27 protein-coding genes are annotated in these 22,579 nt (G+C 37.4%); 13 read left to right on the top strand and 14 right to left on the bottom strand.

Features of this window, described 5'->3' with window-relative positions:
- Positions 1-36: 36 nt before the first annotated feature.
- From EHQ43_RS04325 to EHQ43_RS04310, 4 genes are all read right to left on the bottom strand, one after another.
- Positions 37-933: an ATP-binding protein gene (locus EHQ43_RS04325; protein WP_135770213.1), complete on the bottom strand. Its 897-nt coding sequence runs from the start codon at positions 931-933 to the stop codon at positions 37-39.
- A gap of 63 nt (positions 934-996) precedes the next feature.
- Positions 997-2,361 (bottom strand): PDZ domain-containing protein, encoded by a 1,365-nt coding sequence (locus EHQ43_RS04320; RefSeq protein ID WP_135770212.1) that lies wholly within the window; start codon positions 2,359-2,361, stop codon positions 997-999.
- Positions 2,348-3,805 (bottom strand): S1C family serine protease, encoded by a 1,458-nt coding sequence (locus tag EHQ43_RS04315; RefSeq protein ID WP_135770211.1) that lies wholly within the window; start codon positions 3,803-3,805, stop codon positions 2,348-2,350. Before EHQ43_RS04315 ends, EHQ43_RS04320 begins: the two co-directional genes overlap by 14 nt.
- Positions 3,798-4,673, bottom strand: a complete 876-nt coding sequence (locus EHQ43_RS04310) for an LIC11113 family protein (RefSeq protein WP_135770210.1) — start codon at positions 4,671-4,673, stop codon at positions 3,798-3,800. The genes EHQ43_RS04315 and EHQ43_RS04310 overlap by 8 nt, the downstream gene beginning before the upstream one ends.
- 172 nt (positions 4,674-4,845) lie before the next feature.
- On the opposite strand from EHQ43_RS04310, the gene EHQ43_RS04305 reads away from it, so the two are divergent.
- The 3 genes from EHQ43_RS04305 to EHQ43_RS04295 are packed head-to-tail and all read left to right on the top strand — an operon-like array spanning position 4,846 to position 8,831.
- Positions 4,846-5,697 (top strand): sulfurtransferase, encoded by an 852-nt coding sequence (locus EHQ43_RS04305; protein WP_135739964.1) that lies wholly within the window; start codon positions 4,846-4,848, stop codon positions 5,695-5,697.
- Positions 5,698-5,757: 60 nt separating this feature from the next.
- Entirely contained in the window at positions 5,758-7,992 is a 2,235-nt protein-coding gene (locus EHQ43_RS04300) for an alpha-glucosidase (RefSeq protein ID WP_135770209.1), read from the top strand.
- An 11-nt stretch (positions 7,993-8,003) separates the two neighbouring features.
- A complete protein-coding gene (locus EHQ43_RS04295) occupies positions 8,004-8,831 on the top strand; it encodes a metallophosphoesterase (RefSeq protein WP_135753413.1) in 828 nt (275 codons plus the stop codon).
- Positions 8,832-8,904: 73 nt separating this feature from the next.
- Here the strand turns inward: EHQ43_RS04295 and EHQ43_RS04290 are convergent, their stop codons facing one another.
- The 7 genes from EHQ43_RS04290 to flgN form a co-directional block, all read right to left on the bottom strand.
- Positions 8,905-9,312 (bottom strand): OsmC family protein, encoded by a 408-nt coding sequence (locus EHQ43_RS04290; RefSeq protein ID WP_135753414.1) that lies wholly within the window; start codon positions 9,310-9,312, stop codon positions 8,905-8,907.
- On the bottom strand, positions 9,309-9,983 hold the full coding sequence (locus EHQ43_RS04285; protein ID WP_135753415.1) for a lysophospholipid acyltransferase family protein: 675 nt from the start codon (positions 9,981-9,983) through the stop codon (positions 9,309-9,311). Before EHQ43_RS04285 ends, EHQ43_RS04290 begins: the two co-directional genes overlap by 4 nt.
- Before the next feature lie 61 nt (positions 9,984-10,044).
- A complete protein-coding gene (gene csrA / locus EHQ43_RS04280) occupies positions 10,045-10,284 on the bottom strand; it encodes a carbon storage regulator CsrA (protein WP_012390131.1) in 240 nt (79 codons plus the stop codon).
- 3 nt (positions 10,285-10,287) lie between these two features.
- Complete coding sequence (gene fliW, locus EHQ43_RS04275) at positions 10,288-10,749, bottom strand: flagellar assembly protein FliW (RefSeq protein WP_208730886.1); 462 nt, start codon at positions 10,747-10,749, stop codon at positions 10,288-10,290.
- Positions 10,750-10,801: 52 nt separating this feature from the next.
- Complete coding sequence (locus EHQ43_RS04270; protein WP_244242667.1) at positions 10,802-12,067, bottom strand: flagellar hook-associated protein 3; 1,266 nt, start codon at positions 12,065-12,067, stop codon at positions 10,802-10,804.
- A gap of 5 nt (positions 12,068-12,072) precedes the next feature.
- Positions 12,073-13,986: a flagellar hook-associated protein FlgK gene (gene flgK, locus EHQ43_RS04265; protein WP_135739971.1), complete on the bottom strand. Its 1,914-nt coding sequence runs from the start codon at positions 13,984-13,986 to the stop codon at positions 12,073-12,075.
- A 9-nt stretch (positions 13,987-13,995) separates the two neighbouring features.
- Positions 13,996-14,508, bottom strand: coding sequence for a flagellar export chaperone FlgN (gene flgN / locus EHQ43_RS04260; RefSeq protein WP_135739972.1), 513 nt, complete (start codon positions 14,506-14,508; stop codon positions 13,996-13,998).
- An 86-nt stretch (positions 14,509-14,594) separates the two neighbouring features.
- Between flgN and EHQ43_RS04255 the strand changes: the two genes are divergently transcribed.
- Positions 14,595-14,771 carry a DUF1289 domain-containing protein gene (locus EHQ43_RS04255; protein ID WP_135739973.1) on the top strand — a complete coding sequence of 59 codons (177 nt, stop codon included), beginning with the start codon at positions 14,595-14,597 and terminating at the stop codon, positions 14,769-14,771.
- A gap of 4 nt (positions 14,772-14,775) precedes the next feature.
- Here the strand turns inward: EHQ43_RS04255 and EHQ43_RS04250 are convergent, their stop codons facing one another.
- Entirely contained in the window at positions 14,776-15,063 is a 288-nt protein-coding gene (locus EHQ43_RS04250; RefSeq protein ID WP_108960565.1) for an LIC10235 family protein, read from the bottom strand.
- Positions 15,064-15,278: 215 nt separating this feature from the next.
- Between EHQ43_RS04250 and EHQ43_RS04245 the strand changes: the two genes are divergently transcribed.
- Both EHQ43_RS04245 and EHQ43_RS04240 read left to right on the top strand, forming a co-directional pair.
- Positions 15,279-15,614 (top strand): Mpo1-like protein, encoded by a 336-nt coding sequence (locus EHQ43_RS04245; RefSeq protein ID WP_135770208.1) that lies wholly within the window; start codon positions 15,279-15,281, stop codon positions 15,612-15,614.
- 1 nt (position 15,615) lies between these two features.
- Complete coding sequence (locus EHQ43_RS04240; protein ID WP_135770207.1) at positions 15,616-16,206, top strand: hypothetical protein; 591 nt, start codon at positions 15,616-15,618, stop codon at positions 16,204-16,206.
- Here EHQ43_RS04240 and aat read toward each other — a convergent pair.
- Both aat and EHQ43_RS04230 read right to left on the bottom strand, forming a co-directional pair.
- Entirely contained in the window at positions 16,184-16,849 is a 666-nt protein-coding gene (gene aat / locus EHQ43_RS04235; RefSeq protein ID WP_135739976.1) for a leucyl/phenylalanyl-tRNA--protein transferase, read from the bottom strand. The two genes, EHQ43_RS04240 and aat, sit on opposite strands and share 23 nt — an antisense overlap.
- The gene (locus EHQ43_RS04230; RefSeq protein WP_135739977.1) at positions 16,846-17,577 is read right to left on the bottom strand and encodes a hypothetical protein; all 732 of its coding nucleotides are present in this window, start codon (positions 17,575-17,577) and stop codon (positions 16,846-16,848) included. Before EHQ43_RS04230 ends, aat begins: the two co-directional genes overlap by 4 nt.
- A 12-nt stretch (positions 17,578-17,589) precedes the next feature.
- Between EHQ43_RS04230 and EHQ43_RS04225 the strand changes: the two genes are divergently transcribed.
- From EHQ43_RS04225 to EHQ43_RS04195, 7 genes are all read left to right on the top strand, one after another.
- Entirely contained in the window at positions 17,590-18,762 is a 1,173-nt protein-coding gene (locus EHQ43_RS04225; protein ID WP_135770206.1) for a hypothetical protein, read from the top strand.
- Entirely contained in the window at positions 18,759-19,133 is a 375-nt protein-coding gene (locus tag EHQ43_RS04220) for a hypothetical protein (protein WP_135753420.1), read from the top strand. The genes EHQ43_RS04225 and EHQ43_RS04220 overlap by 4 nt, the downstream gene beginning before the upstream one ends.
- Before the next feature lie 86 nt (positions 19,134-19,219).
- Positions 19,220-19,702 carry an RNA polymerase sigma factor gene (locus tag EHQ43_RS04215; protein WP_135739980.1) on the top strand — a complete coding sequence of 161 codons (483 nt, stop codon included), beginning with the start codon at positions 19,220-19,222 and terminating at the stop codon, positions 19,700-19,702.
- Positions 19,686-20,042 (top strand): hypothetical protein, encoded by a 357-nt coding sequence (locus tag EHQ43_RS04210; RefSeq protein WP_135739981.1) that lies wholly within the window; start codon positions 19,686-19,688, stop codon positions 20,040-20,042. The genes EHQ43_RS04215 and EHQ43_RS04210 overlap by 17 nt, the downstream gene beginning before the upstream one ends.
- A gap of 6 nt (positions 20,043-20,048) precedes the next feature.
- Positions 20,049-20,429 (top strand): hypothetical protein, encoded by a 381-nt coding sequence (locus EHQ43_RS04205; protein WP_135739982.1) that lies wholly within the window; start codon positions 20,049-20,051, stop codon positions 20,427-20,429.
- A gap of 71 nt (positions 20,430-20,500) precedes the next feature.
- Positions 20,501-21,175 (top strand): response regulator, encoded by a 675-nt coding sequence (locus EHQ43_RS04200; RefSeq protein ID WP_135739983.1) that lies wholly within the window; start codon positions 20,501-20,503, stop codon positions 21,173-21,175.
- Positions 21,168-22,532: a HAMP domain-containing sensor histidine kinase gene (locus EHQ43_RS04195; protein WP_135739984.1), complete on the top strand. Its 1,365-nt coding sequence runs from the start codon at positions 21,168-21,170 to the stop codon at positions 22,530-22,532. Before EHQ43_RS04200 ends, EHQ43_RS04195 begins: the two co-directional genes overlap by 8 nt.
- The last annotated feature ends 47 nt before the right edge of the window (positions 22,533-22,579 follow it).

The following is a 22,579-nucleotide window of genomic DNA, read 5'->3' as shown; positions in this document are numbered from 1 at the left end:
TTGTTTGTATCCTCATTCTGAATTTTTTTCTAAACTTTACCTCACGTTTCCAAATCGATTCCAGGTTTTGAAAAATCGAACTTCATTCCCTTTTTCATTATAAACTATCGAATCAATATTCATCTTTGCTAAAAAAATCCCACGACCACTTACTAAATTGGCACTTGGATTTTCAATCGGGTTTGGAATACTACTGACAGCAAAACCATTCCCTTCGTCACGAATCACAACGGTCACACCCACATCATCCATGAGTAACTCTACAAAAACTGATGAATTAGTATCAGCACACCTTTCATCTACAAATTTAAAATAATCCAAATTGGATTCTAAACATTCTTGTTTTTCTGCATAACTCACACCAGCTACACCATGTTCAATGGCATTTGCTAAAAGTTCATACAATACAATTTTGATAGAAATCAAATCTTCTGATGAAGCGTGTGGAGAATTCAAAATTTGTTTGGTTAAAAATGCGATATAGGAATTTAATTTTTTGATCTGTGGTTTTAATTTAATCTTACAATCACCACTAAATTGTGTGATTTCTCCACTATTAAACAGTAATGTGAGATCGATGTCCGCATTTTCAAACTTTTTGATTCGTGAACGAAGTGCATCCATTCGGAAGGGTTTCAAAAAAAAGTCAACTGCTCCCATCCGGAAAACATCAATTGCGATTTGAATATCGCTATCACCTGTAATCACGAGGAATGGAGTTTGGTTTCCATCTGCTCTTAATTTTTGTATGAATTGAATTCCATTTAATTTTGGTAAGCTGATGTCAGAAATGATTAGATCAAAAGTATTTTGGTTGGAAATCTCAAGTGCCTCCATTCCATCTGAGGCAAGTGTGACATTAAATTCGTCTTTGAAGTATTCCCAAAACAATTCGCGGATTGTTTCTTCGTCGTCAACAAAAAGGATTTTCATATATTAAAGTCTTAGAGAATTAGAATGCCTAATCTTTAACAATTGTAAATCTATTTTTGAAAATTAGTCTTCCAAGTTGTATGAACGGCCCAATTTATAGGTTGATTGTAGCTCTTGTTGGAGATCCAAAATCTCTTTTTTTGTGAAAAAAGCAATTTTCCCTCCAGACAATTCAAACGCGTAATAGGTGGTCTGTTCTGATTGTAAGAGATTTTTCAATTGGCTTAAAGAACTAATACGAGTTCCATTTACCTTTTCCAAAACCAAATCTTGGAAATCTTGGTATCCTAGGTTACCTTCTAGGGGAAAAACACGACTTAGAATTACTATTTTTTCACGGACTGGATGGACCTTTTTTTGGTAGTAATCAGAAAGATAAACTAGTTTTTTTTCAGATTTCACCCGGTATTCTGTACCAAATTCTTTAAGATAAGCATTGGAAAGTTCCGTAAAAAAAAATCCACCGACAATCAGATACAAAGGTCTACGATTTTTTGCTTCTTCTGGAATCAAAAATTCATTTGAATCATAGGCACGTAAATCATAAGAAACATTGATATTTTGAAAATTACGATAAAGACTAAGTTTGACTGTCTCACCTAACTCTCTTAACCGACCATCTGACTTTCGTAAAACTAAATCAAATATTTTATCAGCGCGGTCCCATTCATCCACCTTTGCAAGTGGCATTGAATTGATCGAAGTAATTAAATCACCTGGAAATAAATTATAAGCAGGTCCAACTCCAGGTACTACTTCTGTCACAAGAAGTGGATTCGGAAATGTTTTTGAATAATATTCTTTTTCCGATGGTGTTAAGTTTACATCGAATAAAAATCCTGGATGAGGAAATGATTTACCTCCAGATCGAAAAAATAATTCTACATATTCTGTAGGAATTAAAAAATCCGAGATTATAATTCCACATAACAACTGATTTTTGAAGTAAAAATCAGCACCTTCTTGCTTTTTTTGATCTAAGACAAATGCTTTGATTGGTGTTTTTGAAAATGGTAAGTATACATATTTTGTTTTACCAGTCGGACATTGTTTGTTCGAGTTTTTTAAATCCAAACCAACAGGTTTTGGTAGTTTTTGCATTCCTGCTGATTCTAATAACAAAAAACCAGTTTCTTCATCATAAGCTTTGATACTAAGTTTTGGTACAGAATAATCAAAAGATTCAAATTCAGCATACACTGGATTTTGTTTGGAAAGAGTGACTCCAAAAAAAAGTCCCTTTCCCAAATGGATGATGTTTAAATTACGTGTGAATGGTTCACCGACAAGCCAAGGATTCTGATGGCTTGTTTTTTGGAATGTAACACGTGATTCAATGACTCGTTTGTCTTCGAATTCTTCCGCAAATAAAATTGATCCAGAAAAAACGAATAAAAATGAAAAAACAAATAACTTAAAGTTCTTCATAATTGGCACCATATCTTTTTTTGACTCTTTGGTTCATTTGGTAAATCGATTCAGGTCGGAGCACTATCGGCAAATCCATACCTCGAAATTTTAATACGATCATACCTCGTTTATTTTCTTTCCAAATTGTCTTAAATTCATTCAAATCTTTTGGAACACGGCTGTTAATCGATTCTACAACTTTGTATTTGTATTTTTTATACTTGGATGTTTCTGGATCATTAAAAGTATAACTAAGCACAATGTCCCTTGTCGTATACCGATAAAGAAGATCTTGGATAAAATAACTATAATGATATTGTAAAGAACTATCTAGATCACCATCTTCTGAATGAAAAAAAGATCTTGTGATTGGCTGGAAAACAAACCCTGCTTGTAAAAAATAATCTTCAGTTGAATCTCGATAGAGTTCCAACGCATAATTTTTTTGTAAGTTAACTTCCGCTTGGTTTTGTTTTCCTGCTCGATAAAAACTAATGGTTACTTTTGAATTCAATTGTTTGTCTTCAATCCAATCGATGATAAACTCTTTTTTATTGGATAATTTTAGTTCCCCATCGTTAGAAATTGGGATTCCATCAAATGCTGTGACAAAATCTTTTTCTTTTAACACTTTTGAAAAAGTAGAAGAAGGATATATTCGATTCACAAAAATTCCAGTTTCCGATATAGGAACTTTCATTGCTTGTTTCAAACTTTTTGGATTCCCATTTTGGAAAGTAAAACCTATGTTTGGAAATCCATCATACTTCCCATCGTCTATATCTTCTAAAAAATGCCGAATGATATCGTTGGAAATAAGATAAGCGATTCCTTGTTCAAGTGTGCTGATTTGAAAAACAAGTCCAACTACCTTACCATTTTGAACTGCGGGACCACCCGAATTTCCAGGTTGGATATTGGCTGATATTTTAAGTACATTACGATAATCTAACCCAGAATAGGTGTAACGATTTTTTTCAAAACGTAAAACAGAACCTTTTTCAACGGACAAACTATCATTTCCATTAGGAAATCCGAGTAACAATACATCAGAACCTAAATTAGGTATTCCTTCTAATAGTGATAAAGAAGTGGTTTGTTCTGCAAAATCTGGGTCATTGACTTGTAATAAAGCCAAATCACAATCGTATCCTATGAATTTAACATCCGCCAGATATTCTTTTTTTGTAAAACTACTTCTCACCAATATCCTTTTTGCATCTCTAACTACATGTGCGTTCGTTAGGATTGTTTGGTTTGGCAAAACAAGTCCTGATCCAAAACCAGTATAAAGGTTTTTTTTCATCCAAGGTTGAGTTTTATTCTCTGTATTAAATCCTTCGTTCCGAATGAGTACAACGGATCGAAAGATGGAATCAACTGCAGGTTCCGATTCTGATTGTGAAAAAATGGATCCATTCCAAAATAAAACTGTGATACAAACTAATAAAAACTTATTCATAATACAAAATTACTTTCTCCCAAATTATTTGAGTTTCTGAAATTTTTTTAAGGAGAGCTTTTCCTAAAACTCTTTCCCCAGGTTTTGGGTCTCTCCAAATGGTATTGGAAACCATTAACTCACCTGATGTAACAGAAGGAACCCTTATCAGTCGATACACAGAATCTTTGACGCATGTTATGCGAAAAACATAAGAAACCGTTTGGTCCCAATAGAAACTTTGGTCTTTTTCTAAATACTCCAATGGACATGAAGTATCAAAAAAAACTTCCAAGTTGGATGGAACTTCTTTCCTTCTCTTTGGATTTTCAGCAATTGATTGAAAATAAAATAAATTTGGATTTTGAATAGGTTTGTATTTGGATTGATGTTGGTATCTTTCATCTCCAATACTTTTTTCTTTTTTGATAGGGTAATCTAATTCCGTATCATCCAAATTTTTTTTGAATTCTTTACTTTCTGTGGTTTTTGCTTCACTGAGTCCTGTTTGAATTTCTAAGTACTGTTTTTTACCAATTCGATGAACAGCCCTTAAACGAAATTTATCCTTGGCAATTTGCTTACTTTTTTGCGACAAAAATTCAATGAGACTCGGTTCTTCACTTTCTTGGCAACTGAGACGGTAATACGTGACGGATGAAATTTTTGAGGCGAGTTCTAGTTTGCAATTTCCATCTTCTATTGGATAAATAGATTTTTTGCGTATTTTTTGTTGGAAGTGTGAAGATATTTTCCCATGTTTCCATTCTCTTATTTCATCTTTTAAGGATAATAGAGACTGATCTAATGGAATTTTGTCAGCAAATAGATTGGCCAACGAAAATAGAATCAAAATCACTGCTGAAAATAAAGAAACATGCCAATTCATGGATTACCGACTATCCATAGTATCGGTTTCTATACCCCTTGGAATCAACTCTTGAACAATTGATTTCTTATCTCATTATGTCCCAAGGCTTGGATGAATTTTTTTTTTGGTTTTCAGACTTTCAAAAATTCGAGGGGGGGAAAAGTAATGTAAGAAATAGGAGAATACTTTTTTGAACTGGAACTTTCTTAAAACCGAAATAGAACCTGGTGACTTCCTCATCGATTGTCGTTCCCAATCAGCATATGAAGAAGAAACGTTAGAAGGTGCATACTACTATCCATTCATCAAAAAAGCATTCGGCTCTGACCCAGAATCCCAAAAAAAATTATATGGTCCTATGGCTTCTGTCATCCAAGAGTTTCAAAAATCCAAAAAAACTCGGATCATCGTATTTGATGAAGGAATGGGGATGTTTTCCACTCGGATGGTGTATTTACTCCGTGGGATGGGAATCAAAGATGCTTATGTCTTAGGTCAGAAATGGCCTGTCGAAGGGAAAAAAGCAAAAGGTGAACTCAAAATCGAACCTCCGATTGCAGACAAAGCAAAACCAATTGAAGGTGTTGTCGACAAAGCATTTATGGAACGTAATCTCACCAAACTCCAAATCTTTGATGCAAGGACCATGGACGAATACGAAGGCCGTCTTCCCCGCCTCACTGCTCCAGAAGAAGGAACTCTTTGCGGGCGTTTGCCTGGCGCATTCCTTTGGGACTGGAGGAATTTGTATGATGGTGAAGCCAATCTCATTGAACGTTCTATTTTCAAAAAACGCCTGAATGGTTTTCCTTTTATGCCTGAAAGACCCACTGTGATCTATGATTACAACGGTGCAAGATCTTGTTTATTGGCACTTATGTTACGAGAAGCAGGATACATTGACGTGACCACATACCAAGGTTCATGGTTTGAATGGAGAAAATCCAACTTACCAAAACAAGCGGTGGCCGTATTTGGTGCCAAACAAGGTGCAGCAGCAGGAGCTCCTCGAGTCGGCGGAGTCGATCGCAAGAAAGTCTAAAAAAAGATTTACGAATCCAAAGACCATCGGTTCACTAAGCTCTCGCTCTTGGAGGATCCGATGGTTTTTCGTTTTTTATCCCTATGTTCTTTGTTTTTATTCTTAGAATGTGCCTCACATGTTGTTTCAACTACACCCATTCTAGAAGAAACTTTCTCTGTCTCCAAACAAATCCAATGGATCCAATCTCAAAATGAGTTCAAACTTAGAAATACATCTTTTGATCGCAATTTCATTGAACTTTCGTTAAACGAACCTTTTCTTACCGTTTCCGAGGTGGAAACTGTTTCCAAATACAGAATGGCTTCTTTTAAATTTGAAGAATTGACTAAACGTACTTGTAACGAACAAACAGTTGATTCTATTAAAAAAGAAACTGGTAGAATCACCATCCAAGGAAAGTTATCAGGAAAAAATTGTGTTAGTAATTACCAAGTTACATTCTTAACAAAATCCGATACTGAAATCGAATTCAAAATCACAATCTCAGATGAAACTTTGAATCGAATCCAACTCATCTATAAATCGCATCCAGAAGAAAAGATTTATGGTCTCGGGGAACAATTCACGTACGATGAATTCAAAGGGAAAAAACCATTCTTTTTTACAGAAGAACAAGGGGTTGGACGCGGTGACCAACCCATAACGGCAGGTGCCAATTTACTTGCAGGCGCAGGAGGAAATGAATATACAACATATGCTCCAATCCCTCACTATATTAGTTCTGAAAATCGATCTGTCTTTTTCGAAAACAGCGGTTATGCGAAGTTTGATTTCAGTGATGCAAACAAAACAAAAATAGAGTTTTGGGATTTCCAATCGGAAAAATCTATCACTGGTACTCTTTGGTTAGGAAGTTCAGCAAAAGCCCTTATTGAAACCTATACGAAAAAAACAGGCCGTTTTCCAAAACTTCCAGAATGGGCCTATGGAACTTGGCTTGGGGTACAGGGAGGAACTGAAAAAGTAACAACCATTGTCAAACAAGCAAAAGACGCTGGTAACCCTGTCACAGCGCTTTGGATCCAAGATTGGTGTGGTAGACGTGTTACCAACTTTGGTGACCAACTCAAATGGCGTTGGTATGCGGATGAAACATTATACCCAGATTTTAAAAAATTCGTAAAATCAATGAACGATCAAAACGTACAAGTATTAGGTTATATAAATTCTTTTTTAGCTGATACCGACCCTAAAAAACCTGGTGATGATTTTACAAATCCACTCCTAACAGAAGCAAAATCAAAAGGTTACCTTGTCAAAAATGGAAAAGGGGAAGATTACCTTATCCAAACTGTTGGTTTTCCTGCTTACCTCATCGATCTCACAAACCCAGGAGCCGTGAAATGGACCAAGGATCTTATCAAAAAGAATTTAATTGGAATGGGACTTTCAGGATGGATGGCAGACTTCGGAGAATGGTTGCCTTATGATGCAAAACTCCACTCTGGAGTGGATGCAAAGGTTTATCATAACCGATATCCTGTGGATTGGGCAAGGATCAATCGAGAAGCAATTAAAGAAGCAGGGATGGAAGGAAAAATCGTATTCTTCACAAGAGCTGGTTACAGTTATTCCAACGCTCATTCCACTCTATTTTGGGAAGGAGACCAAATGGTAAGTTTTGGAACCAATGATGGACTTCCATCATCCATCATTGGACTTACAACATCGGGTATCAGTGGTTATGCGTTAAATCATAGTGATATTGGTGGATACACAACGATTTCCAACCCATTAAAAAATTACCATCGTTCCAAAGAATTATTACTGCGTTGGGCCGAAGCCTCTGCCTTTACGCCAGTCTTCCGAACACACGAAGGGAATAGACCTCTGAAAAACTGGCAAGTGTACACATACACAAAACCTGATGGAACCAAATCCCTTGGTGATGAAGATACTGTGCAACTATTTGCAAAAATAGCAAGGATCCATTTTGCCTTAAAACCATATATCCAAAGTTTGGTGGAAGAAGCTTCGAAAACAGGACTTCCGGTTGTCAGACACAATGCTATTGTAGAACCAGAAGACAAAACACTTCTTAAATACAAATACCAATTCTTCCTTGGAGATGACCTACTCGTCGCACCTGTAGTTGTATCAAATGAAATTGTACAGGATGTGTATCTACCCCGTGGAAAGTGGACTCATTTTTGGACCGGTACAACTTATGAAGGGAATCGAAAGATCCAAGTGTCAGCACCAATTGGTAAGCCACCCGCATTCATCCGTGTTGGTGGAAAATCTGAAATGTTGATTCGATCATCTTTGGAAAGCATTCGTAATAAAAATTAAGGCAGCACAAAATGAAATTTGCTCTCATCGGAGACATCCATGGGTATTGGAACAGAAATGACATCGATTATTTTAACGAGTCCGATTACGATTTTTTATTTTTCACAGGTGACCTACGAGGGAATCCCAAAATGGGTAAGGTATCGTTCCAAGGCCTCACCAAACGCGCGTATATGATTCCAGGAAATTGGGATGGGACAAGCCTAACATCGGTCATAGGGGAGATCATTCAATCGAATCTTCTCATCCAATCAGGTCAATGGGGTCAAAGTCGTAGGTTACGAAAACTTTCGGAAAGAGTAAAACCCATCACCATCCTTGGATATAGTTCTGTTGTTTTGTCTCAAGAGTTCGATGTATCACTGATTGTTGGTCGCCCACATGCCATGGGAGGAGGTCTCAGTTTTTCACCACATATGAAAAAAACGTATTTGGTTTCGAATATGGAAACCTCGGTTGAAAAATACAAACGACTCATCGATGGAACAAAAGAAAAAAACATCATCTTCCTTTCGCATAACGGACCTTTTGGGCTCGGTAGTGCCAAAAATTCCATCTATGGTGCCGAATTTAAAAAAGAAGGTGGGGATTGGGGAGACATCGATCTAACGGAAGCTATTCAATATGCCAAATCCATTGGAAAAAAAGTTCCGCTCGTTCTCTCAGGTCATATGCACCACTCCATCAGCAAAACAAAAGAAAGAGAAACCCATGAATACACAGGTGGTACTTTTTATGTGAATGGTGCCAAGGTTCCAAGGATCAGAGAAGGAAAACACTTTCACACAAAGATTGAATGGTCAGGTGGTTCTGCCACCGTCATCCCTATCTGGATATAATCGAGATCCTAGAAACAGTTTGCTACTTTTGATTCCTTTGTCGAATGAGTATCCATCTGTTTCCAGGTTATGTTTATGGCATTAACACAGTTTCAATTTCAATTTTACCAGAAAGAATTTTATGAACAGGGCAAGCATTAGCGACAGTATACAATCTGTCTCTTTCTTCTGGTTTTAAATTCCCTTTTAATTCGACTTCGCGAATGAATTTATGATCTTCCGGAGTCCGTTTATCGATTGTTACTTGGACAGAAATTGAATCCAAAGCATACCCTTTTTTGTCTGCATACATCCTGACAGTAATCGATGTACAAGCACCTAAAGCGGAAGCAAGTAATTCCGTTGGCATTGGACCTAAATCAGTTCCTTCCTTATCTGCCGGTTCATCTGCAACCCATTGGTGTTTGCCTTTTGTGATTTTGGTTTCGTATTTTGTTTTCTCTGTTGTGACAATGACTTTGTCTTCGAATACTGCTGTCATTTGGAATCTCCTGTATGAATGCGTTCAGCTTCATGGATCGCTTTGTCCCGATTTTGTAACATAGCTTCTTCGACGTTCAATCGCATTTTTTCAAATTCGTCTTCGTTCAATTCACGAGGGACATAGATTGGTTCTCCGTAGGAAATAACAAAAGTGGTAAAAGGTTTTGGAACTCGATGTTTGTCCCAAGCCCTTTCTAATATCCACTGTCTACTACACTCATAATGAAACGGAACAATGGGAACTTGTGTGACTTGGGCGGCAGCAATGACCCCTGGTTGAACGATAAATGCTGGCCCTCTTGGACCATCGGGTGTGAAGGCTGCAGGTAGCCCTTTTTTTAAATGTTGGATTACAGCTTTTAGTGCTTTGGATCCACCTTTAGAACTACTTCCACGAATACTTGTATTACCAAATCGATGGACAACTTCATTGATATAATCACCGTCTTTTGATTCGGAAATCAAAACAGCAACGTTTTTCTTTCGGTGTAAGTAAGGGGAATACAAAACATTCGTATGCCAAATCGAATAGATATATGGTTTTTTATTTTTAAATAATTCTTCGTATTGTTCGTTTTTGAGGATACGAAACCGAGATGTGAGACCAATGATCCGCTGGAACCAAACAACGATTAAGGGCAGAAGCCATATTAATATTTTACGTTTCAAACGATGAATTCACTCCCTGAAGGTTGTCTCCAGAGAATTTTGAGCTTAGAGAAAGATCAAGTTAAGTTTTCTTTTTGAATAAGTCTCCCAACTTACCTAAATCTTCTGGTTTAATATTTGTACCAGCAGCCTTTTTGTTCTCTTCTTGAATTTCTTTGTACACTTCTGCTCGATGAACAGAAACATTTTTAGGAGCTTTGACACCAATCTTTACTTGATCCCCTTTAATATCAACAATGACAATTTCTATGTCATCACCGATCATTATGGATTGGTTACTTCTCCTTGCTAAAACTAACACGAGTTAAACCTTTTCGGAAGACATTTCTTCCATAGACTCAATGATATTTTTGCGGATTGGATGATTTTCATCGCGCGAAATACATTGTTTGCCTCTTCCTTCTTTTCCATTGAGAATGATAGGGCCTTGTAAATTGGCTGTCATACCCTTTGGATTGTCATGCGGAATTGTAACGATTAGGAAAATAATACCTTCCTTCCAACTTGAAAGACCAATATCATGCAATTCTTCATCACTAATTGCCGGTTTGTAATGATTCATAAATAGTTCAGGTTGGATCACAATAAAGGCAAGGCCCGATTCTTTGGTGGATTGTAACCATTTGAATGGACTTTCTGCACTTTCTTCAATCAATGCATATTCATCAAATTCTTCAAATCCAAGTAATCCTTGTGGGAATTTTAGAATTTGTTTTGAATCCACTTGGATGGTTCCGAAAGGTTTTGTATGAATCGTTACCGACATTCTAGTTCCTATTGTTTCTAATCTTTCTAACGTGCCTGTCATTATGCTCTAATTACCTAAGAAAATCCATCAGAGTTGGTTTGATGATTTTTGATCCAACATTGAGCGCATAACTATGAATTGTTTCTAACCACTTCATGTTCATGATGGTTTCCGGAAAATCGATCCCTTCATTTTTAGCAAGAAGTTCGGTCATGTACATTTTATCATAAGATACTCGTTCTTCATGTTGTTCCAAACGATTCATACGAGCTCCGATTGTAGCACGGTGACGTAAAATGTTTTCCAATGCTAAATCCAAGTCTCCTAAATCACGACCACCAATTCTTTCTTGGTCTTTTTGAATGAGGTCATTCCTAAGTTGGATAAGAACATCAAATACAGAGAGTCCTGTTACTGTAGCAGATTTGGAAAAATTGTTAGGTGGTTCACTCGCGCTAGGTTCAATGAGACCTATATCTCGCAATACAGTACCACCATCTACATCTTCCAACCAAATTTGGTGTGGTGCTGTTGAAGAGATCGAAATGTTATCCTGGGCGAGTTTACTTGCTTTCACTTCCAAGGGAGCATTGTTGATTTTATCAATTACATCATCAATAGTATCTCCAACAGAGATATGAATTTCCACACCATCAATTTTAAACTTTTGGTCGGAAGTAGCTTGGTATGCAGAGTTATCTACTTTGGATGTCACACTGACGTTTGTTCCCCAAAATACTTTATTACCAGGGATGGTGATTGGGATATATTCCCCTTTTTCAATTTCACGGAGTTGTTCCCCAATATCACCGCGATATTCCACACCCACATATTGGTTTTTGAGTTCTAAACCTTGTAGTCCTTTGATTTTTGATTCAATTGGCTCAAAAGGAGGTCTTTCGATCACATGACCACCAAACAAGGGTTGCCCTGTCGCATCACGAGCGTTTGCAAGGTCAACGATTGCTCTTAAATGTTGATCGATCTCTTTTCCAATCGCAACTTCGAGCTCAAAACCTTTGTCACCTTGGTAAATACCATTTCCAGCTTGTACTGTCAAAACACGCACTCGTTGGAAAATTTCACCCATCTTATCCAGAACACCATCAACCTGTTGGAGTCTTTGGTATCCATCCCCAATGTTTTCTTCATATTGAGAAAGTTCGTTGAGGCGTGAACGAAAATACATTTGGTTTGTGGCTGCACCAGGATCATCTGATGGTTTTCGGATTTTTAAACCTGTTCCCAATTGGGTTTGGGTTTCGTCCATTGCTACTTGATGGCGGTTTAAGTTCCGCACCAAGGAATTGTTTTGCATCATGTTAGTGATTCTGATCATGATTATACACCTAACCTATTGATGATGGTATCTAACATTTCATTGAGAGTTGAGATCATCCTAGCGGATGCATTGTACGATTGTTGGAACTGGACCATATTGGCCATCTCCTCATCTAAGTTTACACCCATTACAGATTGACGCATATTTTCCAACTCAACCATTAGTTCATTTTGAGTGGTATATTCTTGTTTCGCTTCCCGTGCTTCTGTTCCAAGCCTTGAAATGAGTGAATTGTAAAAATCATCCGTTGTTTTGGAATAATCAAACATCACTGGCTTTTCACGTAAGGCAGCTGCAATGAGAAGTGCATTGGATCCGTCCTTTTGGCCGTTAGGTGAATTATAATCACCGGATCCGTTGACATCTTTACCACGTGCCGCTGCAATGTTTGCAGGATTATTTCTCACATCTTCTGACATTTTAAAGAATGATGAAGGGTGATACATCGGTGTGAGAGTGATGTCTTGTGCGTTTGACTGAAATTTATTGATCTCACCAACCTTACGATAATCAAAAGATCCCGATACTCCAGAGGCAGTTAAAATTCCAGTGAGACCCACAAGGAGTTCTCCAGAATCCTCTAAGTGACGAATCATAAAGTTTTCTTTTTTATCGTGAGGGTTTGTTGTCGCTTTTAGCGCCAATTGGTTGTCATGCGACATGTAAGCAACAACTCCCGTTTCTGAACGATTGATTCGTTTGATGATCGCATTTAAGGTATCATCTTTCGAATAAGGAACTAAAATTTCAGTTTCACCACCAGGGCTTGCCTTTAAAAAACGCATTGTTCCTGAAATTCCAATCGGGCGATCGGGATCAAGAGAGGTACGACCTGTCACACGAAACACTGCGGTTTTGTCATTGAGACCATCGCCATCAGTGTCAATCTCCCCAAAGGTATTTGTGGCAAGTGCTCTTTGTTCAAAAAAGTTTACATTGGTTTTACCATTGAGACCAAATCCATCTTTATGGATTTCGTTGATGACATCCATGGCATTGATCGCAAGAGCATCTACTGCATTGATTTTTTCAACGAGGATCCGGTCTCTGATTTCATATAAAGCTTGGATACTTCCTTTGCGAAGGAGAACCGTATCACCTGTCTCTGACCATTTCAAATCCAAAAGTCCATCGTTATTTGGATTTCCTACCAAATCAATTTTATGAACTTTTTGCCCTTGGATGAGGATTTGTTGGCCTATGAATACCATAAGTTCATCTTCATCACTACGACCAATGGTAATGTCTGCCATACCAGCGAGTTCTTGTAAAAGTTCATCTCTTCTATCCAAAAGATCATTTGGATTATCACCTAATGCTTGTGATTTGGTAATTTTTTCATTGAGAGATTTTATGTTTTCCGCAACTGTATTGAGATGATTGACCTTCGCTTCAATTTCACGGTTGGATTGGTCACGTAGAAGGGAAAGTTTTCTGTAAACATCTTCCATCCGTGAACCAAGTGCTTCTGCTTTTTCCTGAACCACAGCACGGTGAGCTGTTTCTTCTGGGTAGTTCGACAGGTCTTCCCAAGAGGACCAAAACTGATCCATCATGGAACGAAGTGTAGTTCCTGTAGGTTCATTAAAAACGGTTTCTACTTGGTACAAATAATCATTTTTTTTACCCCAATACTCTTTCAGAGATGAAGAATCAATGATACGGTCATCGATGAAGTTATCACGAACTCTTTCAATTTCAGAGATTTTGACACCTTGGCCAATTTGGCCAGGTACTTCTGCACGATTAAACGCAGGATCATAAATGGGATCCATGCTATTCATGACAACTCTTTGTCGCGCATAATGTTTGTTATCCGCGTTGGAAATATTATGACCTGTGGTTTGGATCGCTTGTTGGTGGACCGAAAGTCCTCGTTTTCCGATTTCTATACCTTGGAATGTTGATCCCATACGATTCTCCTAGGCAGTCGCGTTCAAAATGATCGCGCCTTTCTGGCTCTGCCCACGCCTTGTTGGTTGTTTGTGTGATGTATAAACTTTTTCACGAGATAACTCTTGTAGCGAGTCAACGGTTGCTTGTAAAAATTCTTTTCTGGTCCTAAGAAGTTTTTCGTTTGTGATGATGGCATCTTTTAAGTCGGCAACAACCTTCTTAAGTTCCAATGCAAAGGTTTTGAGTTTAAAATTGGACTCACGGTCCATATGGTTTAAAAAATGAGTCAGTGTGATTGATGATTCGTCTTTTTGGAATTTTTCCTTTTCATAGACGTCTTCAATGGTTTTCATCCGAATTCGTTCGAGTTCAGAGGCTTCGACCATGATATGATAACTTTCTTTGACAAGGGACTCGAGAGTTTTGCCGTCCGCAACATGGATTGCCGCTCTTTTTTTGCCTTCCAAATCCAAAAGGCGCTTGTAACAGTCTATTTCTGTAGTAAATAAACTTCTTAGTGATTCAACCCAATCCAACATGCGAATTCCTTTTCCCTTATGGGAAGGATCGACGGATTCCCAAACTAGCTTAGGAAAATTTATAAAAATTTACTATTTTCAGGTCTATGTCTCGAAAATCACCATGTATTAAAGTATGTATGATGGACCCGGATTCTGGGCTTTGCGCCGGATGTTACCGAACCATTGAGGAAATTGGGAATTGGTCAAGTATGACCGAAGAGGAAAGGGAATCAGTTTGGCGGGAGCTCCCGCAACGAAAGGCGGGAAACTCTACCATTTAATTGGTTATTTAGAACCTTTATCAATTTTATTGCGGTGTTCTTCACAGAGTCTATAGAGTTGATCTGTAGATGGATTTTTCTTTGTGACTTTTTTTCCGCATACAATACACAATCCTTGTGCCCTTCTTCTTTTGTATAACAATTGAACTCGTTCGGCACCTGATAAATTGTATTTACTGATTTGAAGACGAACTCCTTTTACCAAATAACTTCCGATGGCAGACTCTTCTCCTTTTTTTAATTCGGAAAAAATCTTGTTCAGCTCATCCGGTTTAATCGATTTAGGTTTCATACAATCTCCTGCTTTCCTGCTAAATTTAACTCTCTGTTAGATTCTAAATGTTAATGCACATTAGTTTGTACCCACTAACGCGCAACTCTATTTTAAAATCATATCTGAATTCTCGAATATAGATTGAAAAACTAGGGACAAACTCTAATATTTGGAATGATTTTTGAGTTGGCAAAGTAAAAAGATCGACTATGGTTTAGTGAAAGGACCAATTTATGGAAAAGAAGTACAAAACACTCAAAGATTTTTTCCCATTCTATTTAGAAGAGCATAGTCATCCGTTTAACCGTGCGTTACATTTTATAGGCTCAAGCCTTGCACTCGGTTGTATTCTAGGATTTATTGCAACTGGTAAACTCTACATCTTAGGTTTGGCACTTGTTAGTGGGTATTTCTTTGCATGGGTAGGTCATTTTTTCGTCGAAAAAAATCGCCCAGCTACCTTTACTTACCCGATTTATTCCTTTATTTCGGATTGGATCATGTACTTTAAAATGTTAACGGGTCGCATTGATGTTGAATTTGCCAAAATTAAGTCAAAACATAATTAAGATGAATCTAGTTCTCAATTTGATCATAACTCTTGTTTTGTTCTCTGCTTGTCGACCAAGCGAGATCACGAAAGAGGAAATCACATCGATTCGTGATCAAAACAAAGAAACGCTGACAATCTTTTCTGAGAAAATTTTGCCAAAGATACTTGGATCAGAATTCAAACGAGTGGAAACAGGTGTGGACAAAGACAACCAGAACGAAGTTCATATCACGTACGGTAGCAATAGTGCGTTAACCTTTAACGATCCTTCCGAATATCGTAAAGTGCTAACAGAGTACCAAAGTTTAGTTATGTTACGGATTGGATATGCTTTAAACCTTCACCATTTCCATCGATTGTCTCTCAGCCTTTCCAAACCGTTTTTCATCCAAGGTGAAAAAAATCCAGAAACGGAAATCCAGGAAGCTGAAATATTCCGAACTACAATTAGCCAACTAGATCTTGTTAAATTTTTTGAAAACCATCCCAAGTTTGATCCTTACAAAAGTCCAAAGTTAGGCGATAAAGAATGGGTATCGACTACAGAGGAAGTCCAAAAACATTGGAAAGTGGAATTGGATGAAATTAGCCGCGTGAAGGTGGAATGACCCAAGGAACAACATTTGTAACGGCTTTCTCTAAACGATCCAAATACGATAATTTGGGAATTTCGTAAGCACCCAATTGCCAGGTCACATGATTGAGTTGTTGGGTGTCGAATAATTCAAAATTCGAATCTCTCAGTTTGCCAAACAAATGAAAAAGTCCAATTTTCCCTGCATCTGACTCAAAGGAAAACATACTTTCACCAGCAAAGAATTTTCCAATCGCTACCCCGTATACACCGCCGACAAGGATACTGTCTGCGTTCCAAACTTCCACCGAATGTGCCCAGCCCTGTTTGTGAAGCTCAATATACCCATCGATAAATCCAGGAGTGATCCAGGTATTATCTTTTTCTCGATAAGCACATGCTTGCATAACAATTGGAAAGGCTTCGTTAAAGGTGATCCGGAATTTGTTTTGTCTGACTTTTCTTAGGACAGTTTTAGAAAAATGAACTCGGTTGATATCAAATATGGCACGAGGATCCAAACAATACCATCGAATCGGATCTTCAGACCAAGGGAAAATTCCGTGAGTATATGCGTATAACAATCGATCAACGGAAAAATCTCCCCCTACTGCGATTAAATCTTCCCTCCATAAACGTGGGTTTTTAAAAAATTGTTCAAAACTCCTTTTTGTCAAGGTTCCAAAACTTCCTTAGGATAATCATATACAATTTTTACTTTTAAACTTTTCCCATTTTCATCATTAATATTAGAAAGACCATCAAACTGTAATATCCTTCGTGTTTGGACATCATACACTAGTAAAAATGGTTTTACGACTTGTTTTAAAACAAAATTATCAATCTCCAATCGTAGATAGAGGGCTTGTCTTCCTTTCCATTCTCCATCTTTGATTTTCAAAACTGCAAACTTATAATCATCTAACTGAACAGGAGCGATGAAATGAAAAGATAGTCTTTCACCACGTGACAATTCATCCCAATGGTTTCTGACAAAATAATCGAATCCCCCATCCATTACTGCAGGAGTTTTTGGAGTGTAAGTTTTTTCAGAAAGTGGATCTTCCTTTTTCCTTTTATAAAACAAACGAACCGATTTTCCTTTTACATCCGCTCCTTCAGTATAACCATCCCTTTCATCAACAGTTTTGAAAGTTGGTACTTCTGAATTTTGATCAAATTCAATGTGTTTGGATCCAAATACCTTCCCATTTGCATCTTTGTATTGGATTTCGGAATGGGTGTGTTTTCCATTATTATAATATTCTTTATGATTATCTGAATAAACGTATTTTCCGGTGTTGAGGTCGTATGCTTTGCCAAAATATTGAAACCTTGGTTTTTCTGCCAAGAGTGGCAAAAAGGATGGAAAAACTATGGCGAAAAATAGAATTTTACGTATCATATTCCTTAGACCATGAAAAAATACAGACTGACCGACCAAAGGACACTTTTAGGGATCGTTTCCAAGCTCACTGCAACTATCCTTCAAGATCGTGACACCAATCAAAAGTTTACTTTTACGAGTCCTGTGGCAGTCAATGATATCTTAAAATCAGTCCACATCACCATCGAAACAACAGAACCTATGCTCTCTAAACCCAAATCCTTGGTCTGTGTCTTAAAAGAAAACAGAGTGGAATTGCGTGTCAAACCAGTCAATCCGTACCAAGATGATTTATTGCAAGTCTACGAAATTCTAATCGAACCATTGGAACGTTCTGCCAAAAGAGCCGCTATTGAAGATATCTCTGCATACGAACTACAAATGGCACAAACTGCAGATTTAGGAACGGTCATTTCCATATACGGAAAAACTTCCATCATCAACCAAGCATTGAACCAATGGCAAGTTCACTTGGAACAAGTACTCACCAATTTCGGGTATTTTATCAAAAAAATACAAATTGGTTTTTATTATGCAGCGGATACCCAACTCATGGAGGCACTTGCTACTTCCAAAGCGCCATATTACGTGCGTGATGCGAATCGCAGAATTTTTTATACCGATAGAGGTTTTTATAGTCCCAAAAAATTAAGTGAAATTTACGTGCGATCGTACTTGGATTCTCTATTACTGAATAATACAAAATCCACTTTGATTTTTCCATTTTTTTCGAATGGAAAAGTCCTTTTGGGTTATTTTGAAATTATTAGTAACTTACCAGATCTAGGAAATTCTTCGTTACAATCAGACATCGAAGGTCCAGAAGGCATAGGACCATTATTATTATTTTTAGACCAAAAAGCAGAAGAATTTGTTTTCCAACTTGAATTTGCTTATGCAAAAGATTGGGAAACAATTATTCGCACAACTCCTGTTAGAGACATTAGTCAAGATGGAAGGGGAATTGGTATCACATTGCCCAAAGGTTCCAATATAGAATCAAGACCCATTGGTTCCCCTGTTTCATTCCAACTCAAAATCAATTCTTCTCCGTATACTTTTTTTGGAAGTTTAAGAAGTCTTAAAAAAGGGGAGAATGACACAACAAATATTGGAGTTCAAATTTTTCAATGTGACAAAGTAGAAGGTCTATCACTTCTAAGATCTTATGCATCAAATTTAATTGGAGAAGCCGTTTCATGACTCCAGAGCAGTATGAAGCCATCATTTCAATTTTAAAAGAAATTCAATACCAAGGTGGGTCAGACCCCTATCGATTGGTTTTATATTTAGTTCCCCACATAGGGATTATCTTCGGTACCACATTTTTGTTTTTTTTGTTTCAGTGGTGGCATAAACAAAAAATGGCACTCATCCAATCAGGACAGTACAAACCCTGGAGTTTTGACATCAGATTGTATTCTTTTTTCGTGGGTCTTTTGTTGACATTCACTGGATTTGCCTTATCGTTTGTATTTATACTCGTCTTAGGTCGTTCTATGGCGATGTTAGGAGGGTTAATCCCATTCGCAATTGGACTCGGTCTCTTGACCTTTTACAAACTACACAGGTAACAGAGACAAAACGAAAGTGTAATGATGAAGACTGGAATTCAATTCAGTTAGTCTTACGTGGGGATGTTTCTCAATTCGAGGTACTCATGAAACGGTACCAGGGAATGGTATATTCCCAAGCACGAAAGGCATTTCTTTCAGAAGAAGAAGCCGAAGATTTCACTCAAGAAGTATTTATCAAAGCATATGAATCTTTAAGTTTATTTCGTGGAGAAGCTCAGTTTTCAACTTGGTTATTCCAAATAGCCAAATTTCGCTTAACAAAAGTTAACAAAAAGAAAACACACTTAATCACTGATTGGACAGACGATGTAACAACGTTAGCGGACAATTCTAAACCTTCAGTGGCGGATGTATTAGATAAAGAAGAAACTCACGATATTTTACATTCTCTGATCGCAAAACTTCCTAAGTCATACCAGTTGCCTATCCTTTTGCATTATTTTGAAAACAAACCCTTAAAGGAAATTTCGAACGATCTCAACATCAAACTCAATACAATCAAAAGTCATATTTCGAGAGGAAAAGAACTTTTGAGGAAATGGTGGTCACATGAAATCGAAGGCTAAACAGAAAGGAAATCTGGAAACTTTGTTCACCCATCCAGATCCATTTCTGAAAGAAATTGATGCTCCTTCTATCATTCGCATCCGAGTGTTAGGTCAAATTTTACCCCTCAAGTTATTGTTTTCCTCTTTGTTCGTATCCTTTATCTTATTACTCATTCCATTTGGAACCATGTTATTTTCGATCAAACAAGATGAAAGTTCCATGTATTTGTTGCCTCTCCTGATCAGTTCAAGTTTGTTTTTCTGTTTTTATTCTTTGGTTCTTGGCTTTTTACTCCTCAATACAAGAATTCCTTTTCTGAATGCATGGAAAGAGAAACTTGGCTTTGAAGAGGTTTAATCATTCGTGAAAGGTCTTATTGTTTCCCTCATATTTATTATTGGCACTTCGGTATCAGCAGAGGCTTTGCCTTCGGCAGAAGAATTTTTAAATATGGATTTGGACAAATCCATTCGTTTCGTAGAATCACTTTCTAAGGAAGATGCAAAGGTTCTTGTTTCCGAACTACGGGCAGAAATAAAAAAATCATACCCGAAAGCTGACCATTTTTACTTTCTCATTTCTCATTTGGAAGAAATCCAAGCGATTGAAAAAGAACAAGCAAGACTCAAATCACTACTCTGGGTCTATGTTCTCGCCTTCCTGTTGTTTACTGGATTTTTAGGGCTCATCCTTTTTCGCCAAAGGCAAGCAATCCGAGATATAAACCAAATGTTAAGCAAATAAAAAGGATTCGATTTTTTGTAATCTTTTTGTATTCTTTTTGTAACGAATCTCTGTTACTTTGAAATATATTCATGAAAATACTGATCGTAGATGACGAAGAAGACATTGCAGGCCTTATCCAATTCCATTTGGAAGAAGAAGGTTTCCAAACGGAAGTTTGCCATAATGGAATGGAAGTCCTCCCTCGTTTAGAAAAAAACCTACCTGATGGAATCATCTTAGATTTAATGTTACCTGGAATTGGTGGGATGGATTTATGCAGACGTATCAAAGAAAAATACCCACAAATTCCGATCCTTATGGTGACTGCAAAAACGGGCGAAACTGATGTTGTCCTAGGTCTTGAACTAGGAGCCGACGATTATATCCGCAAACCATTCAATATCAGAGAACTAGTCGCTCGTGTAAGGACTGTAACTCGGCGTACAACTGACCCAAACCAAGAAGTCCAAGGTACCATCACGACTGGAAAAATCCAAATCAATCCGACTGCACACAAAGTATTTGTCGAAGGGACAGAAATTGATCTCACGCTGATTGAATTCAAATTATTACAATTGTTTGCTGGAAATCCAGGAGTGGCTTTTTCAAGAGATAAATTGTTAGATCGGATTTGGGGCAAAGATGTATTTGTTACGGATCGCACCGTAGATGTTAATATCAAACGACTAAGAGACAAATTACTCTCCGAAAAAGAACGACTCGAAACGATTCGCGGAGTCGGTTATCGATTCCGAGATGCGTAGTTTTTTTTCTACACTACTTTTACTCAACTGGGGCCTACTACTTGTCCTACTGACACTTGCCCTAGGTGTATTTTATATTTATGATTTAGTGGTTCCTGCTGTCCGTCCGCTGATCCTTTTTGGATTTGTTCTCATTACCATTTTTGGAACTTTTTATATCTCCACCAACATTGCAATGCGGATCACTGACCCACTTGCCACTGTAGAGAAAAAAACAAAAGAAATCAATGCTGGTGATTTTGGTGTTGAGTTATCATCGCCTGATATCCGTGAGTTGGCAACTCTTACCTCTTCAATCAATGAAATGGCAAGGAGACTTAAATTACAATTTTTGGATCTCACTGTCGAAAAAGAAAAATTTAATTACCTTCTCCAAAACTTAAAGGAAGGAGTTTTTGCAATCGACCGAAATCAGAAATTCTTATTTTTGAATCGAAATATTTCAGAAACTCTCATTCAAAAGAATTCTCAATTTAAAGAATTTGCTCCGTTTATTAAAAACAAAGAACTACTAAGTTTTATATCTGAAAAAATAAAATCAGGAAAAGAAGGCAAAACTGAATTCCAAGATGGACTTCATTTTTATACAGCAAGAATTTATCCAATTAAATCGGATGCGATGGTCCAACTTTACATTGGAGTGATTTCAGATATCACAGAAGACCGACAAAATCAAATGATTCGGGAACAATTTTTTCAGAATGCATCTCATGAATTAAAAACACCTATCACATCGATCAAAGGTTATGCAGAAACGTTAGAGTACAAATTGAAATTGGCTCCCGATTCGAATGAGCGAAAGTTTTTAGATGCAATCCTAAGAAATACAGATCGATTGATTCGTATTGTTGAAGATATGTTAACTGTTTCGAGACTAGAAAACCACAAAACGGTATTGAATCTCACTGATGTTCCCATCTATGACTTGGTAAAAAATGTTTCTGAATCATTGGGTGTCATTTATTCCCAAAAAAAACAATATTTGGTATTGGATATTCCCCCTGAATTAAAGGTCAAAGCAGATCGTTTGCTCTTGGAAGATTTACTTGTGAATCTAATCTCGAATGCATCAGCATATAGTCCTGAAGGTGCTAGTGTGATCGTAAAAGCTTCCACGACAGAAGAATCTAACGTAATCCAAGTTATCGACCAAGGGATTGGAATTTCTGCGGAAGATGCCGAACGAATCTTTGAACGTTTTTTCCGCGTTGATACCAATCGCTCGAGGAAAGAGGGAGGCACGGGACTTGGGCTTTCGATCGTAAAACACATTGCAAGACTCCATTCAGGTGAAGTCAGTGTAGCACCCAATCCGAAAGGTGGTTCCATTTTCTCCTTTGTTTTTCCTAAAAAATAGATTCTCGTAAGAGAAGTCCCCGGATAGAATATTGGTATCCGGTAGGT

This window comes from Leptospira bouyouniensis (assembly GCF_004769525.1).
GTDB classification, from domain to species: Bacteria; Spirochaetota; Leptospiria; order Leptospirales; family Leptospiraceae; genus Leptospira_A; species Leptospira_A bouyouniensis.
Note: the sequence above shows the minus strand (reverse complement) of the source record. Positions and strands in the feature narration are given on the sequence as shown.

What these genes read in the sequence shown, in the direction of transcription:
- EHQ43_RS04325 (WP_135770213.1), bottom strand. Translation starts at nt 933, where the DNA reads ATGAAAATCCTTTTTGTTGACGACGAAGAAACAATCCGCGAATTGTTT.
- EHQ43_RS04320 (WP_135770212.1), bottom strand. Translation starts at nt 2,361, where the DNA reads ATGAAGAACTTTAAGTTATTTGTTTTTTCATTTTTATTCGTTTTTTCT.
- EHQ43_RS04315 (WP_135770211.1), bottom strand. Translation starts at nt 3,805, where the DNA reads ATGAATAAGTTTTTATTAGTTTGTATCACAGTTTTATTTTGGAATGGA.
- EHQ43_RS04310 (WP_135770210.1), bottom strand. Translation starts at nt 4,673, where the DNA reads ATGAATTGGCATGTTTCTTTATTTTCAGCAGTGATTTTGATTCTATTT.
- EHQ43_RS04300 (WP_135770209.1), top strand. Translation starts at nt 5,758, where the DNA reads ATGGTTTTTCGTTTTTTATCCCTATGTTCTTTGTTTTTATTCTTAGAA.
- EHQ43_RS04295 (WP_135753413.1), top strand. Translation starts at nt 8,004, where the DNA reads ATGAAATTTGCTCTCATCGGAGACATCCATGGGTATTGGAACAGAAAT.
- EHQ43_RS04290 (WP_135753414.1), bottom strand. Translation starts at nt 9,312, where the DNA reads ATGACAGCAGTATTCGAAGACAAAGTCATTGTCACAACAGAGAAAACA.
- fliW (WP_208730886.1), bottom strand. Translation starts at nt 10,749, where the DNA reads ATGTCGGTAACGATTCATACAAAACCTTTCGGAACCATCCAAGTGGAT.
- flgK (WP_135739971.1), bottom strand. Translation starts at nt 13,986, where the DNA reads ATGGGATCAACATTCCAAGGTATAGAAATCGGAAAACGAGGACTTTCG.
- flgN (WP_135739972.1), bottom strand. Translation starts at nt 14,508, where the DNA reads ATGTTGGATTGGGTTGAATCACTAAGAAGTTTATTTACTACAGAAATA.
- EHQ43_RS04255 (WP_135739973.1), top strand. Translation starts at nt 14,595, where the DNA reads ATGTCTCGAAAATCACCATGTATTAAAGTATGTATGATGGACCCGGAT.
- EHQ43_RS04250 (WP_108960565.1), bottom strand. Translation starts at nt 15,063, where the DNA reads ATGAAACCTAAATCGATTAAACCGGATGAGCTGAACAAGATTTTTTCC.
- EHQ43_RS04245 (WP_135770208.1), top strand. Translation starts at nt 15,279, where the DNA reads ATGGAAAAGAAGTACAAAACACTCAAAGATTTTTTCCCATTCTATTTA.
- EHQ43_RS04240 (WP_135770207.1), top strand. Translation starts at nt 15,616, where the DNA reads ATGAATCTAGTTCTCAATTTGATCATAACTCTTGTTTTGTTCTCTGCT.
- EHQ43_RS04230 (WP_135739977.1), bottom strand. Translation starts at nt 17,577, where the DNA reads ATGATACGTAAAATTCTATTTTTCGCCATAGTTTTTCCATCCTTTTTG.
- EHQ43_RS04225 (WP_135770206.1), top strand. Translation starts at nt 17,590, where the DNA reads ATGAAAAAATACAGACTGACCGACCAAAGGACACTTTTAGGGATCGTT.
- EHQ43_RS04220 (WP_135753420.1), top strand. Translation starts at nt 18,759, where the DNA reads ATGACTCCAGAGCAGTATGAAGCCATCATTTCAATTTTAAAAGAAATT.
- EHQ43_RS04215 (WP_135739980.1), top strand. Translation starts at nt 19,220, where the DNA reads ATGAAACGGTACCAGGGAATGGTATATTCCCAAGCACGAAAGGCATTT.
- EHQ43_RS04210 (WP_135739981.1), top strand. Translation starts at nt 19,686, where the DNA reads ATGAAATCGAAGGCTAAACAGAAAGGAAATCTGGAAACTTTGTTCACC.
- EHQ43_RS04200 (WP_135739983.1), top strand. Translation starts at nt 20,501, where the DNA reads ATGAAAATACTGATCGTAGATGACGAAGAAGACATTGCAGGCCTTATC.
- EHQ43_RS04195 (WP_135739984.1), top strand. Translation starts at nt 21,168, where the DNA reads ATGCGTAGTTTTTTTTCTACACTACTTTTACTCAACTGGGGCCTACTA.